The organism is Sedimentibacter sp. MB35-C1 (assembly GCF_030913635.1).
Classification (GTDB): Bacteria; Bacillota; Clostridia; order Tissierellales; family Sedimentibacteraceae; genus Sedimentibacter.
In genome coordinates this window covers 924,329-939,215 of the sequence record NZ_CP133188.1, presented here as the reverse complement: position 1 = coordinate 939,215, position 14,887 = coordinate 924,329, and the positions used below count along the sequence as shown (strand labels likewise).

General features: G+C 36.3%; 12 protein-coding genes and 1 riboswitch. Of the genes, 3 read left to right on the top strand and 9 right to left on the bottom strand.

Going from position 1 to position 14,887, the window contains the following annotated elements; genetic code table 11:
- Positions 1-6 precede the first annotated feature (6 nt).
- Positions 7-1,779: a glycoside hydrolase family 13 protein gene (locus RBQ61_RS04395; RefSeq protein WP_308139307.1), complete on the top strand. Its 1,773-nt coding sequence runs from the start codon at positions 7-9 to the stop codon at positions 1,777-1,779.
- On the opposite strand, the gene malQ is transcribed toward RBQ61_RS04395, so the two are convergent.
- Positions 1,780-3,291, bottom strand: coding sequence for a 4-alpha-glucanotransferase (gene malQ, locus RBQ61_RS04390; protein WP_308139306.1), 1,512 nt, complete (start codon positions 3,289-3,291; stop codon positions 1,780-1,782).
- A 71-nt stretch (positions 3,292-3,362) separates the two neighbouring features.
- Positions 3,363-4,541, bottom strand: coding sequence for a methionine adenosyltransferase (gene metK, locus RBQ61_RS04385; RefSeq protein ID WP_308139305.1), 1,179 nt, complete (start codon positions 4,539-4,541; stop codon positions 3,363-3,365).
- A 152-nt stretch (positions 4,542-4,693) separates the two neighbouring features.
- Positions 4,694-4,788: riboswitch (SAM riboswitch) on the bottom strand.
- 220 nt (positions 4,789-5,008) lie between these two features.
- Here metK and RBQ61_RS04380 point away from each other — a divergent pair.
- Together RBQ61_RS04380 and RBQ61_RS04375 are read left to right on the top strand one after the other, a co-directional pair.
- The gene (locus RBQ61_RS04380) at positions 5,009-7,639 is read left to right on the top strand and encodes a phosphodiester glycosidase family protein (protein WP_308139304.1); all 2,631 of its coding nucleotides are present in this window, start codon (positions 5,009-5,011) and stop codon (positions 7,637-7,639) included.
- 180 nt (positions 7,640-7,819) lie between these two features.
- Positions 7,820-8,317: an SEC-C metal-binding domain-containing protein gene (locus RBQ61_RS04375; protein ID WP_308139303.1), complete on the top strand. Its 498-nt coding sequence runs from the start codon at positions 7,820-7,822 to the stop codon at positions 8,315-8,317.
- A gap of 351 nt (positions 8,318-8,668) precedes the next feature.
- Here RBQ61_RS04375 and RBQ61_RS04370 read toward each other — a convergent pair whose 3' ends face one another.
- From RBQ61_RS04370 to prdA, 7 genes are all read right to left on the bottom strand, one after another.
- Positions 8,669-9,574 (bottom strand): sulfite exporter TauE/SafE family protein, encoded by a 906-nt coding sequence (locus RBQ61_RS04370; RefSeq protein WP_308139302.1) that lies wholly within the window; start codon positions 9,572-9,574, stop codon positions 8,669-8,671.
- 51 nt (positions 9,575-9,625) lie between these two features.
- Positions 9,626-10,633 carry a proline racemase gene (locus tag RBQ61_RS04365; protein WP_308139301.1) on the bottom strand — a complete coding sequence of 336 codons (1,008 nt, stop codon included), beginning with the start codon at positions 10,631-10,633 and terminating at the stop codon, positions 9,626-9,628.
- A gap of 68 nt (positions 10,634-10,701) precedes the next feature.
- On the bottom strand, positions 10,702-11,172 hold the full coding sequence (locus RBQ61_RS04360; protein WP_213926081.1) for a glycine/sarcosine/betaine reductase component B subunit: 471 nt from the start codon (positions 11,170-11,172) through the stop codon (positions 10,702-10,704).
- 12 nt (positions 11,173-11,184) lie between these two features.
- A complete protein-coding gene (prdD, locus tag RBQ61_RS04355) occupies positions 11,185-11,958 on the bottom strand; it encodes a proline reductase cluster protein PrdD (protein ID WP_308139300.1) in 774 nt (257 codons plus the stop codon).
- Between the two features lie 54 nt (positions 11,959-12,012).
- Positions 12,013-12,735: a D-proline reductase (dithiol) protein PrdB gene (prdB, locus tag RBQ61_RS04350; protein ID WP_308139299.1), complete on the bottom strand. Its 723-nt coding sequence runs from the start codon at positions 12,733-12,735 to the stop codon at positions 12,013-12,015.
- Positions 12,719-12,988: a CBO2463/CBO2479 domain-containing protein gene (locus RBQ61_RS04345; RefSeq protein WP_213926078.1), complete on the bottom strand. Its 270-nt coding sequence runs from the start codon at positions 12,986-12,988 to the stop codon at positions 12,719-12,721. Before RBQ61_RS04345 ends, prdB begins: the two co-directional genes overlap by 17 nt.
- Positions 12,988-14,868: a D-proline reductase (dithiol) proprotein PrdA gene (gene prdA, locus RBQ61_RS04340; RefSeq protein ID WP_308139298.1), complete on the bottom strand. Its 1,881-nt coding sequence runs from the start codon at positions 14,866-14,868 to the stop codon at positions 12,988-12,990. Before prdA ends, RBQ61_RS04345 begins: the two co-directional genes overlap by 1 nt.
- Positions 14,869-14,887 lie beyond the last annotated feature (19 nt).

The window sequence follows — 14,887 nt, the reverse complement described above, 5'->3', positions numbered from 1 at the left end:
GAAGCTATGTTTATATTTGATAGTCAATCTGAATTTTTCCGAAGTCCTCAAGGCGGAGTAAAAGAAGATAAGCCTCTTACATTAAAAGTGTATGTAAAGAAAAAATACGGTACTCCTATAATGAGAATAGATAAGCGAAATGATTACAACTGTAATTTGTACAAAGAAATTCCAATGAAATGGGTAGGAACAGAAAAATCTCATGATTTATATGAAGCCTCATTTGCAATAAATGAGGCAGGCAGCTATTTCTATTATTTTATTTTTGACGAAAGTAATTTATCCCCTAATTATGAACTGCTGGTTTATAATAAAAACTTTACAACACCTAACTGGATTAAAGGTGGTATCATCTACCATATTTTTGTTGACCGTTTTTACAGAAGCTATACACTCAGTAAAGACAGTGACATAATTATCAGGGATGACTGGGGAGGAATACCTAATTACCTTCCCATAGAAGGTGAAATAAAAAATAATGACTACTTCGGAGGGAATCTGGAGGGAATAAAAGCAAAACTTCCTTACCTTTCGGAACTGGGCATAACCGCAATATATCTGTCTCCCGTATTTGAAGCATACTCAAATCACAAATATGATGTTGGAGATTATCTTTCCATTGATCCTATGTTCGGGAATGAACAATCATTTATAGAACTTGTAACAGAAGCAAAAAACTATGGTATGAGCATAATTTTAGACGGTGTTTTCAGTCACACCGGTGTTGACAGTGTTTATTTCAATAAATATGGGCACTATAACTCAACAGGTGCATATCAAAGCCAGAACTCTTTCTACTTTGACTGGTACATGTTCAACAATTGGAATAATGACTATGCCTGTTGGTGGGGCATAAAAACATTGCCTACAATAAATAAGGAAAGCAAAAGCTATATTGATTTCATAACAGGAGAAAACGGAGTTTTGAAATATTGGCAAAAAAGAGGCGTCAAGGGATGGAGGCTTGACGTTGCAGATGAACTGCCCAATGAATTTTTGAAGGCATTAAGAATAGCATCAAAAAATAAAGACAGCGAAAGCTTTATAGCAGGAGAAGTATGGGAAGATGCAACTGATAAATTTTCATATGGAAAATTAAAAGAATACTTTTGCGGGGAGCAACTTGACTCTGTTACAAACTACCCTCTTAGAAGTGCAATAATTAAATATATAGAAAATAAAGACTGCGAAATGCTTAACAGAACTATGGGTTTTATAATTGAAAAATATCCTCCGCAGACCGTCAACTGCCTGATGAATATTCTCGGCACTCATGATACAGTAAGAATTCTAACTGTCTTAGGTTGCACCGAAATTCCTGAAAGCAAACATAAAAAGGCAGAATATAAATTGAGCATTGAAGAATTAAAAAAAGGCACTGCTCTTCTTAAAATAGCAAGCCTGCTTCAATTTACACTTCCCGGAATCCCATGCATATATTACGGTGACGAGGCTGGCGTTGAAGGTTTTGAAGACCCTTTCAACAGGCGATGCTTTCCGTGGGGCCATGAAAATAATGAAATATTAAATCATTATAAAATGCTTTCTCAACTAAGAAAATACAGCGTGTTTGATGAAGGCAAATATAAGTGTCTCACACATGATGAAGGTGTATTTATATTTGAAAGATATGACAAAAATAAAAATATCATAATTGCCACAAATCTGTCCGACAAAACAATAACTTTAAATTTTAGTAGTCCTAAAAAAGATTATTTATTAAAAATAAGCAATAACAGTTTCGATTTAGACAGCAACAAGTTTTTAATATTGATATAATTAATAAGAGGTTATTGTAATTGCAATAGCCTCTTTAAAACGTCCGCTGATTTCAGTCAATGATTTAATCTTTTTTGCCAGTTCCGGAGTAAAGTCCTCTTTTTTAGCTCTCCACATCCAGTTTCCTCCCACAGTCGATGGCGTATTTATTCTTGCGCTTGAGTCCAGAAGCAAATAATCCTGCATGGGTATCACAGCAAGATTTGCTTTGCTGCACATTACTTTTTTTATTAAGCCCTCAACGATCTCGTTTATAGAAAGCTTTTCACCTAAATTCATACTTTTTAACACGCAGGACTTAGTTTCATCATTCAGCTTCACAAGCCAGCCCTTTAATGTATCGTTGTCATGAGTTCCTGTATAGGCCACAGAGTTTTCCTCGTAATTATATGGAAGATGCGGATTGTCAGGATTGCCGTCAAAGGCGAACTGAAGCACCTTCATTCCCGGGAAATTTAACTTATTTTTTAATTCTATCACTGAATCGGTAATAACACCTAAATCTTCGGCTATTATGTTTAAACCCTTTATATTACTTACCGCAAGCTCAAACATTTCTCTCCCTTCTGCAGGATACCATTTGCCGTTAACTGCATCTTCAGACCCTGCCTTTACTGCCCAGAACTCATCAAATCCCCTGAAATGGTCTACTCTAACAGCATCATATAATTTTACCGACCAATTTAATCTGTTTATCCACCATTTATAGGAATTTTCTTTTAAATATCCCCAGTTATAAACAGGATTTCCCCAAAGCTGACCGGTTTCCGAAAAAATATCCGGCGGGACACCTGCTTCCAAAGACAAATTGTTATTGTCATCCCTTACGAATAATTCTCTTTCAGCCCAAGCTTCAACGCTGTCCTCCGAAACATATATGGGCATGTCTCCTATTATTCTGATTCCATTTTTATTGGCATATTTCTTTAGTTTATGGTACTGACGGTAAAATACGCACTGAAGAAAGCTCCAAAATTCGATTTGATCACTAAGAAGCATCCTGTATTCTTCCAAGAAATTTTCATTTCTGTCGAATATGCCCTTTCCCCACTCTTTCCATGGCATTTGATTGAAGCGGTATTTTAGTGCCATAAACATCGAATAATCCAAAACCCATTTATTATTTTGACAAAACATGCGAACTTCATTTTTATAGCACTTCGAATTTTCATACGCCTTGTATAATACGTTATACCTTAGTTTAAACTGTTTATCATAATTCACATATCCATCGTCAGAATCTAGTATCTCGCAATCTTTTAACGACAATATTCCCTCTTCAATCAAAAGCTCCAAGTCAATATAGTATGGATTTCCTGCATATATTGAAAATGGAGAATATGGAGAATCTCCATATGAAACAGGTCCTAAAGGCAGAAGCTGCCAGTATCTCTGTCCTGACTCACACAAAAAGTCTATATAATTGTATGCTTCTTTCCCAAATGTTCCTATTCCAAATTTTGAAGGAATAGAACTTATGGGCATAAGTATTCCCGAGCCTCTGTCAAACATTGTATACTCCTCGTTTTTTAAGCATATTATACAAAAAAGAGTAAATAGTGACTATCTACTCTTTTTCAAAATTATAAATATTTTTTCAGCACTTCTTTTTTATCTGTCTTTTCCCAAGGAAGATCTAAATCATCTCTTCCAAAATGCCCGTAAGCAGCTATCTGTTTGTACATAGGTCTTCTCAAATTAAAGTATTCAATTATCGCTGCCGGTCTTAAATCAAAATTTTCCGAAACAGCCTGCTGAATCTTTTCTTCATCGATTTTATTAGTTCCAAATGTATCAACCATTATCGATACCGGTTTTGCAACACCTATGGCATATGCAAGCTCAACTTCACATTTTTCTGCCAGTCCGGCTGCAACAATATTTTTAGCAATATATCTTGCTGCATATGCTGCGGATCGGTCAACTTTTGTGGAATCTTTTCCGGAAAATGCCCCTCCGCCGTGTCTTGAGTATCCGCCGTAAGTATCAACTATGATTTTTCGTCCTGTTAATCCTGAGTCTCCCTGAGGCCCGCCTATTACAAATCTTCCGGTAGGGTTGATAAAATACTTAGTCTCATCATCCAGTAACTCAGCAGGGACAGTAGTTTTAATTACTTGGTCAATTAAGTCTTTTTCAATTGTTTTTCTGTCAACCTCAGGGTTATGTTGAGTTGATATAACAATTGTATCTATTCTTACAGGTTTGTTGTCCTGGTACTCAACAGTAACCTGAGTCTTACCGTCCGGTCTCAGATAATTTATTGTTTTGTTTTTCCTTACCTCAGTCAGTTTCCTTGAAAGCTTGTGTGCAAGATAAATTGGCATAGGCATCATTTCTGGAGTTTCATTGCACGCAAAACCAAACATCATTCCTTGGTCTCCTGCGCCAATCATATCATTTGTATCCTTGTCATCTTTTTTATATTCATCAGCAGCATCAACGCCCATTGCTATATCCTGAGACTGCTCTTCAATTGATGTAAACACGGCACATGTCTTGTAATCAAAGCCATATTCAGCATTGTCATAACCTATATCCTTAATAGTATCTCTAACTATTTTAGGTATATCAATGTAGCAGTTTGTGCTTATTTCTCCCGCTACAAGAACAAATCCTGTTTTAGTAATTGTTTCACAGGCAACTCTTCCATTAGGATCTTTTTCTAAAATCGCATCCAAAATCGCATCTGAAATCTGATCACACATTTTATCCGGGTGTCCTTCAGTAACTGATTCAGATGTAAATAACCATTTCTTCATATTATATTTCCTTTCTTTGTATTATCCATTTTTCAAATCAAATAAATTTCAAAACTTATTTCAATTAACTACGCATTCTTTTAAACAATGCATTTTTTGTTTTGCCAAAAAAAAATCTCTTCCGCAGAAGAGGTCTTTGTCTCTGTAAATATGCCTCATCTTTCGGAAATCCGCGGGAATTAGCACCTTGAATAATCAGGCTGCCGGGTTTCATTGGGCCTCGTCCCTCCACCACTCTTGATAAGGATTTATTTTGCATAATCATAACATATCAATTTCTTGTTGTCAATACATGTCTAAATAATTTTTGCTGCATAAAATTTATTTAATTATTTGCTATGAAAGGCGGAACAAAGCATGATAACATACGTCTAATTAATTATAAACATATCCACTATTACTAAAAATTACAACCTTATTAATAGTAATTTAATAATGGTTGTCCATTTTTTGTGTTATAATGAGGTATGAAAATTAAACAGAAAGGAATGATTTATTTGTTTATTAAAAAAATAGCAGCTTTCTCGGTTGCTCTTGCAATTTTATTGAGTTCATACGCCTACGGCAGCCTGTATACAGTATCTGACCTGTCAGAACAAACAAGGCTATCAACAGGTATTACATATGAAAAAATCGAAAGATACACCTCCGCTGGCTGGATGAACATAAACGTGGTAAGAGCTGATTTGACAGATGAATATACAGAAATTAAACCTATAACAGGAGAAAACGGTGTAGGAACCCGCTCACCTTTGAGCAGTATGATTAAATCATCAGGCGCAACAGCGGCAGTTAATGGTGACTTTTTCTACATGGGCGATCCTACATATACCTACGGTCCATTAATTAAAGATGGAAAGCTGATAACATCTCCTCTTCCGTACAGCTACGGATACCCTACAGTTTCCAAACTCTTGGATAATGAAAGTATGGATATATCTGTATGGAATCCTAAAATAACATTGTATGGTTCTGACAGCACCGTATTTGATGTTACAGCATTCAATAAAACATCTTCATTGGACTGGGCAGCAACAATTCTTACAACTGATTGGAACAAAATGTCTCCAGGATACGACGGAAAAAAAGATATTGTTGAAGTTATTGTAATTGATAATATGGTCTCTGAAATTCGAAAGAATCAGATCTCAACAATAATCCCCAAAGATGGTTATGTTATTGCAAGCTGCAACTCAGTAGCCATGGAACAAATGCTGAAATCCTTTGTACCGGGACAGCCTGTATCCCTAAATATAGAACTTGATTTTAGTCCTGACAATGTAGATTTTGCCTTCGGTGCACTGAACTACCTCGTTAAAGATGGTATGGTCAATGAAATAAGCGACGAGGTACTAGGAGCGCATCCAAGAACAGCAATAGGGTTCAACAAAGATAATACAGAAATGATTATGGTAACAATAGACGGCAGAAATAAAAATTACGTAGGAGTTAAGCAGACAGAACTTGCTGAAATAATGTTAGGGCTAGGCGCTTACGACGCTGTTAATATGGATGGTGGAGGGTCTACCACCATGGGCGTTGACTTTTTAAGAAATTCAAACGTTACAGTTGTTAATATTCCATCTGACGGACGAGAAAGAAAAATAGCCTCAGGTGTAGCCGTATTTAATAATTCACCTGACAGCGACAATGTAGGCAGCATTGAAATAACGCCTTATCAAAATATGGTTTTTAATAATACAGAAGTATCATTAGATCTTAAATTTTTTAATGAATACTACACGCAAATTGAAGTAACTAACAAAGAAGTAAAGTATAGCATTTCTCCAACTAATGCAGGTAAAATAGAAAACAATATTTTCTATCCCTCAAAAGCCGGAAAAGTTGTTATTACAGCATTGTCGGGAGATGCTGAAGGCCAGGTTGAAATAGATGTCCTTGCTGAACCTGTTGCATTAAAATTCAGCAATGATTCCATAGTTCTTGGACTTGGAGATACTTACGAAATAGGAGAAATCCTGGGTATTGATGATGATGGAAATTCTGCATACATACCTGCTGAATATATTTCTTATTCTTACAGAAACAGGGTCGGCAAAGTTGAAAACGGCATTTTTACTGCCGGAGATGTAAGCAATACTGGTGCTGTTACAGCAAGCTTTGGAAATGCAATTAAACATATACAAGTCAAGGTTGGCTACAGATATAAGACTCTTAATAGATTTGAAGAGCTTGATAACCTTAAACTCACACTATACCCTGATAATTCATCCGGAAACATGTCTATATCCGAAGATTTTGTCAAGGAAGGTTCTAAATCATTAAAGCTGGACTATGACTTTACGGAAATGACTGACCAAAGCATAGCATTCGTGGAATTCGGTGAAGATGGCGAAGGAATTAAACTTGAAGACAAACCTAAAGCAATTGGCATGTGGGTTTATGGAGACGGTAAAAACCATTGGCTCCGAACAAGAATTACAGACGTTTATAACAATCAGATAAAACTCACATTTGCAGATGAAGTTGACTGGACAGGGTGGAAATGGGTAGAGGCACAAATACCCGAAGGAACTGCATATCCGGTAACACTGAAAAATATTTATCTTGCAGAAATAAATGAAACAAGAAAAGATACAGGAACAATATATATCGATAATTTAAGAATCATGTATGAGCCTAAGGATAAACAGCTTGGCTTGAAAGAAGAAACTGAATTTGTGGATCACATGAAGTCTGATGAAATATCCGACTACTCTGAAAAATTGGTTGTTTCACCTGATAAGAAAGAAATTTTGTCCGGAAATGGCGAAATTATATACTTTGACGGCATAATTTCCAATGCAACGATGAGCTCAAGCAATACAACTATGTGGAACAATATAAAGAGCTTTGTAAATTATGAAGATAAGGTGCTCGTGCTTACTATGAATGCTAATCTTGATACAATTTATGATGCGCGGGAAGTGAAAATTTTAAAAGAAATACTTGAAGCAGCATCTGAGAATAATCAGGTATTTGTCGTTTACAAAGGAGACAAAGAAAATACGGTAATAGAAAACAATGTACGCTACATTTCATATGATGACAGCTTTGAACTTGGAATAACAAACAATGGATTAAAATATAAAAATTGATAATTCCTTCATTAGTATGTTAAATCAATATAGACTACCAAGAGGAACTTTTAACAGAAATAAGAGATCTGCTTAAACAAAAATAATAGCAAAAATGCCGCACATTCTGCGGCATTTTTTGTCTTGATATTTTATTATTTTGCTGTTAAAATAACGATAGTAAATTATTTGGAGGCAAAAATGAGTTTATATACAGAATGGAATGAAGCTTTAAAGAATATTAAAACACAGGAAGAATACCAAAATTTTTTCAAGGATTACATGGCTAAAGAAGCTGAATGCTACAGAAAAATACTTGAATCTAAAAGCCCTGTAATTGAGGGGAAAGTAGTTGATTTATCAAAACATAACGATATGACCAGTATGGAATATATAGGATTTCTTGACGGTGCAAACACAAGCTTCAAGGAAGGTCTTGACTTAGATTCATTAACAGAAGAGTCGGTGTTAAAAGCAGAGCTAGATTGGGAAAAACTTTTGTGGAATATGCATGACGCAAAAGCGGAATGGCTTTATGGAATGAATGAGTGGAGCAATATATTTGATGATGATAAAAGGAAAAAAATAAAAAAAGACTTCAACAGATCAAAGCAAGTAATTGCAGAAACCAAGATTGGAAGAAATGATCCGTGCCCGTGCGGCTCCGGAAAAAAATATAAAAAATGCTGCGGTAAATAATTTCCCCTTGTATAAAAAATAAACATGTGCTTGTCACGGCATATGTTTGTGTTGATGAATCAAGAAAATTGCATAATCTTCATCGCATTAGGAGTAATTCTTTTTTAAAAGCAAGTTTTAGTATAATAGGTGTATTATTGGCTTAGTGTGCGAAATTGCATATATAACTCGCAAAAAACGGATAAAACACATTTTCCGTAAACATAATTGTTTCTATAGACGTGAACTGCGTATAATCAATAGTTGCTCCAATGTATGAATATTTAAGCTAATTAAGTTTGAATATTAGCCGATAATTGACAGACTGATCGCTCAATTCAACCTGCCAATTATCGGCTGTATCAATTAAAGTTATTGAATTGGTTTATTGTTTGTTTCAGCAGCTTCTATCGCTACCTCTTTCATTGAAGCTTTCAACAAAGTTATACCTGTGTATGTTACTACTGCAATTACAAGCCAAGTTAACACATCCAATGGCAGTGAAGTGAATACAAATACAGCTAATAATACACCTATTATACCGCCTATAGTAATTGCTAATGATACCTTTCTGTTGTACGCCCCTTCTTTTACAAACTTAATAGAAGCTACTGGCATTAAGAATGCGCAAGAACCCATCATAACAGGGAAAGCAACAGCCGGAGACATTCCAAGTATATAAACTAAAGCCATGCACGGAGCATAAAGTCCTATTCCTGCCGTCATTAATGCACCCAGTATGAAGTTGCCGACTACTGCTGCAATTAATTTGGCTCCTGTAAGTCCAATTTCAGTTCCTGTTCCTAATCCTGCAATCCATCCCAACTGCTTAGAAAACATCAAGAATGCTGTTGCAAGCAATGCAACTCCCATGATAAGCTGTATTTTCTTTTCCGGCATCTTAGAAACATATCCTGCACCAAGTACCGAACCCAGTACAGCAGCTACCAACATCGATGTCAAAGTTATCGGTTCTACCTTAACTACAGTTATAAACGCAAACGCTTCGATTACAACCGGTACTGTACAAGAAACATTTAAAGTTCCCGGAATTACTCTATCTTTTATTTGTTTAAATGTTCTCAGCAAAGCTGTCGTAGGAGCAAAACTTCCTATTCCCAGAGTGTCAAAGAAATTTGTTAGAAGCCCAATTATGCCTGACTTCAACCAGTTTGTTTCTTCCTCAAGATTATTCTTATTTGCAAAAAAGTCTTTTAAAAATACAACTAGAAATGCTAATGTAAACAGTCCTAAGACACTGAGTAATATACTTACCATAAACAATCCTCCATAATTTTTTGGTTTTTAATTTTAATTAACAATAATACTTTACTGTAGCATAAATCCATGCCTTACTGGGTCACTGTCATCTATGACGTAGTTACTGTATCCTGTAATATAAGCACTGCCTGTAATTTCCGGAACTATTGCATCTAGATCCCCTACTTTAGTTGTTTCTAGAACTCTGCCTCTGAACAACGTCCCTATTATGCTTTCATACACAAATGGTTCACCCAGTTTTAGCTTACCTTTTGCATACAATGTGGCCATTTTCGCTGATGTTCCCGTTCCGCATGGCGATCGATCTACTTGTCCGTCACCAAACACAACTACATTCTTATATGTTGCTTCTGGATTAGTCGGCTCGTCATATATTTCCACCAAGTCAACTGTGTTGATATGCGGAAGAGTAGGATGTTGTACCTTAATCTCCTTATTAACGACGTCGCGAATAACCATTCCAATATTTTTCAACTTATCTGCATTAGCAGGTATAATCTCGAGACCAAGCTGCTTTGCATTTAATATTGCAAAAAAGCTTCCTCCAAATGAAATATCTAATATAATTTCTCCAATTTCAGGAACATTTATTTTTACATCTCTCTTATAGAGAAAAGCCGGTACATTAGTTATAGATACTTCTTTTACTTTACCGCATTCTACGAAAACTTTTGCTTTCACTATGCCGGCCGGAGCTTCCAAATTTATTTCTGTTACAGGCTCAACCATAGGAACCATTCCATTTTCAACAACAACCGTCGCAGCTCCTATGGAACCATGACCGCACATATTCAGGTATCCTCCCCCATCCATAAAGATAATACCGATATCCGCTTTATCAGATGTTGGCTGTGTAATAATAGATCCGAACATATCATTATGCCCTCTCGGTTCGTGCATAATTGATGTTCTAATATAGTCCATGTGATCTTCTAAATATTTTTTCTTTTCCGGCATAGTTGCACCTTTTATTGATGGTACACCTCCTACAATTACTCTTGTAGGTTCTCCCATAGTATGAGAATCTATAGCCACTATACTTCTAGAAAATTTCATAGAATTACCTCCCTCACTTAAATTGTGTTGTTGTTAAAATTTTAACGTTGATTTGTATGCTAAATTTTCTACTTACGCCCTCTCCGCATTTTTAATTTTAACAATGCAACAGCTTTTTTCGCATCAATCTTACTTGCATTATTTTCTCCGACATTTTCTGTTTCTATTCCTTCTTCAGACTTATTTATATCCACAATAGTATCCATATACTTATTTGTAACAACAAATTGTGCCTGAGTTCCTATAAATGCCATACCTACCAAAGGGATATTACGTTTCCCTATCTCTTCAATAGTGTTAGCATAATCCACATGGCTGTTTCCCCATCCGTCACAGGATATGATAGCTCCATCAACCCTCATTGCTTCCAGCCACGCAGCAGTTCTTTTACCTACAAAATTTTTATACTCATTATCTTGCGGAGTTCCCACAAGTACTACTCCTACAACATCTAAATCATCATCAGATGAAGCAATTTCCAGTAAAGGATCTCTAAAATGATGAAGTGTCGTCTCTTTAGTCGATGGTCCTATACCCATAAAAACACCTCCTTATACCATTGCTCTCAGTGCTCCGTCCCTATATTCATTAGGGCTAAGAACAATAGGGAGATTTTTCATGTCAATTATGGATTTCCCACCGGCAAATCCTGAAGGTTCTTCGCTGAATAACTGGTTGTCGTACATAGTTCCCTGCCCCGCTATTTGCTTGACAATAGCTACTCTCTTTTTACCAGGCCTAATTTTGTCGAAGTATTCATACTTTTCATTAAATTCTTGCGCAGGTATTTTTTTTAATATATTTCTTATTTCTTGTATAAAAGAATCGCATAGCCTGTGTCCCTCCGTTGGATACATTCTGTTTGACATTAACCCTTCTTTAAATGTTATATCAACATGAATTATATAATCGTTCTCTCCAGGAGTTCCTGCTTTTCCAAGAAATAATTTTTCTTTCAAAATACCTTCTGAGGATCCAAATTCAGCCATTTGTACACCATTTTTATCAGCGCCGGTCATCATAACATACACTCCTGTTAAAGTGTGGGTTATTCCTTCTCCTATCACTCCAAGCACTTTAGTTGATATTGGGATAATATCCATAATGCTATTGACAAATCTATTATGCTCACCTGGTTTTATAACATGAACATCAATTTTTTCCACATATTCATTATTATCAATTATCTTATTAAAGTAATTGTTCTGAATAGCAAGAGTTCTGTTATTTATTAAAAATTCATCGTTAGCTTCAACCTCTGTTATGTGATACGACTTAATAACAAGTCTTCTTATTACTATTTCCTGATTGTATTCCAATTTCATCACCCTTTTTTAACTATCTGTCTCATTTAAATGAGACAGATAGTATATTTAAGCTTAAACCTTAGCAATATATTCGTAAGGCAGTGGAACAATCTTACCTGGTGTCTGAATTTCAACCAATTGCTTAAGTGTATCTCTAACAATATTTCTTTGCATCTCAGGATTATTCGGTTCACCTGCATTAGCACCCATAGGGACTCTTGGAGATACGGCTCTCGGAGTACCATTTTGGCGCACTACCGGAGGAAGAGCTGCTATAATAATAGTTGGTATTCCAGCTTCCTCAATCGCTCTCTGCACAATCACGGCAGAGCGGTGGCAAGTACCTCAGCCTGCTGTAAGCAGCACTGCATCCACATTCTCATCCTTCAATATTTTAGCTATCTGAGGTCCGGTTTCTTCAGTAAATTTCTGCTGATTTCCGCCGCCTCCCATAAATCCTACATGACTTTCAGCCACTTCTTTAATTAACCCTTCCTCTTTAAGCTCTCTCAACCTGTCAAGAGGAAACATACAGTTTACATCCTTATTAACATCGCCATTATCATAACCGCCGTGTGATACCATTAATTCACTTGTAGGAGTATCTCCAGGAACTATTCTGTAAGTAAAATCTCCTGCTAAATTAAATCTTTTATCACTTTTCAAGTGTATTCCGGCAGCTGATGCCAATGCCACCTTCATATCTTTCAACTCCATTGTAACAGGAGTGAAAACAGATGGTGGTGTAATTGGGGCAAATATTTCAGATTGTAAGCCTTTAACTATCTGACTCATTTTTTACCTCCTCAACTTCAATATGTCTATCAAAATTGCTTCTATATTTTTCATTAACTTTTGGGCTTATGACTTCTAAAAAGCTCATATTCAGCGCAACTTCCTGCCCTACTTCCAAAGGATAATCTGTTATTACCATTCTAAGTGGAACACTTATATGTCCCAACCTTCCTTTAAAATCAACCTCCATCGAGCCGTCTGTTACTCTGGTTATAATGCCTTCGACATATATTGTCTTTTCGCCGTACTTCATTATGAGTACTTCTCTTTCCTTTTTTGGCTCATTGGAAGCGACTGTTCATTTTTTTGTCTTTCTATATTAACGTCGCATTCTTTTTCTATAAGCTCCAAATTGTTTTCCTTAACATTTGCATTCCATTTTCTTTCGGCTTCCTTCACTTCTTCTCCGGACATAACAGACTTGAGCATGCTTACCGCACGTACTGCATCTTCAGGACACAGAGTATTACAAGAGAGAACCTCATTTTCAATACCCTCCTGAGATTTGTTGTTATCCACCATGTATTTTACATATGGATTTCCTACTACCAGAGCGCCCTGAACAGCACAGAATGACATACCTACAACAGGGATTCCTCTCATTCCTATCTGTTCAATATGACTTACGAAGTCGATATGGTTGTTTCCAAAGCCTTCTGTAGTTACAACAGCTCCGTCAACATCCAGTCCTTCAACAATCATTCCAAGTCTTTCAGATACATAGAATTTTTCAGAGTTTATCTGTGGACTTCCTACAAATATTACACCGCAAAGATCAATGTCGGGATCATTCATAGCTTCAATTACAAGAGGCTCTCTCCAATAATGTCTTGAGCATTCCTTAGAAGCAGGTCCTATGCATGTGAGTGCATGAATACCTCCATCCAATACTTCCAGCGGGCTCATCATTACAGGAAGATTTCCTAAATCAACATTTGGCTTTCCACCTAAAACACCTACAGGTTCAACTGGAAGTATCAAGTTATCATGCATTGCTCCCTGACCCATTATTTCTTTTACTACAACCACTTTTTTCTTGCCGGGTCTTCTGTATTGTTCTGTTAATTCTGTGTTAACAACCAAACTCTCATCATCCAATTTCTTTAACGCATTTCTAATTTCCTGCGTGATAAAGTCTGAAGCCTTGTGAGCAGCATAAGGTCCGCGTCTTTCCATGTTTGTATGTTCCTGAATTACTACCTCTGTCTTGATAAATATCTCGCCTTTATCAGGTGATCCAGGTCTGTTCCACATAATGTTTTCTTCAAGGATTCCTTCTGAAGAACCAAATTCGCCTATCTGTACTCCGCCTTCATCCACGCCAGTAACCATTAATATTACACCGTCTAATACTCTTGTAACTCCGGTACCTATCTTAGAATCGCCTTCCTTAGTTGCAATAGGCTGAACATCCATTATAGTCTCGCTGTACAAGTTGTATTTGTCAGGAGTAATAATGTCAAATTTGATTTTTTTAACTAAGTCGCTTTCTTTAATTGCATCTTCACAGATATTTTCTCTGATAAATAATGTAGTACCTTCAATTTTAGTTTCAGGTCCTAATTCAACTTTATCAATTTTATAGTGCTTTTTAACAAGCTCTCTTATTTTCTTTTCAGGTAATTCACCATTAACCTGAACTTCATTTAGCACTGTTTCTTGAACAGCTGCTGCTTCTTCTGCTTTTGCAGATGACACGCCTGTTCCCACAGATGAATACCCCATCGGAATTTCTAAATTAATGTCTTTTCCCTCTCCAATGTGTATTTTTAAAACACCTGCATTACTTGGTGCCACAGGTACAATTGCCGGTTTTTCAGCAACTTCTTCAGTAACTGTCTCAGTTAATTTTGCTACTTCAGCACCATTATCTTCATTTATTTTTGCCCCTTCGACAACATCCGGAGTAATCGGTGTTAAAGAATCAATGGTTGATATTAGCTTTGCACCTAATACTTCACCTATCTTTAAACAGTTATCAGGAATGTTTAGCAACCCTGAATCTTCTAAGTCTGCAAATATAGCAGGATCTTCCAATGAATCGGCTTCAATAATCTTGCCGGCTTCTGTCCTGCAGCATACCACCGCATAATCCTTTTTGTGTTGTTCAGCAGTTTCTGGAGTAATGGACATAATAAATACCTCCTTTTTA

Bases quoted from the DNA above. Each gene is read 5' to 3' on its own strand.
- RBQ61_RS04380 (WP_308139304.1), top strand. From the start codon at position 5,009: ATGAAAATTAAACAGAAAGGAATGATTTATTTGTTTATTAAAAAAATA.
- RBQ61_RS04345 (WP_213926078.1), bottom strand. From the start codon at position 12,988: ATGAAGTACGGCGAAAAGACAATATATGTCGAAGGCATTATAACCAGA.
- RBQ61_RS04360 (WP_213926081.1), bottom strand. From the start codon at position 11,172: ATGGGTATAGGACCATCGACTAAAGAGACGACACTTCATCATTTTAGA.
- RBQ61_RS04365 (WP_308139301.1), bottom strand. From the start codon at position 10,633: ATGAAATTTTCTAGAAGTATAGTGGCTATAGATTCTCATACTATGGGA.
- RBQ61_RS04395 (WP_308139307.1), top strand. From the start codon at position 7: ATGTTTATATTTGATAGTCAATCTGAATTTTTCCGAAGTCCTCAAGGC.
- RBQ61_RS04370 (WP_308139302.1), bottom strand. From the start codon at position 9,574: ATGGTAAGTATATTACTCAGTGTCTTAGGACTGTTTACATTAGCATTT.
- malQ (WP_308139306.1), bottom strand. From the start codon at position 3,291: ATGTTTGACAGAGGCTCGGGAATACTTATGCCCATAAGTTCTATTCCT.
- prdD (WP_308139300.1), bottom strand. From the start codon at position 11,958: ATGAAATTGGAATACAATCAGGAAATAGTAATAAGAAGACTTGTTATT.
- prdA (WP_308139298.1), bottom strand. From the start codon at position 14,868: ATGTCCATTACTCCAGAAACTGCTGAACAACACAAAAAGGATTATGCG.
- metK (WP_308139305.1), bottom strand. From the start codon at position 4,541: ATGAAGAAATGGTTATTTACATCTGAATCAGTTACTGAAGGACACCCG.
- RBQ61_RS04375 (WP_308139303.1), top strand. From the start codon at position 7,820: ATGAGTTTATATACAGAATGGAATGAAGCTTTAAAGAATATTAAAACA.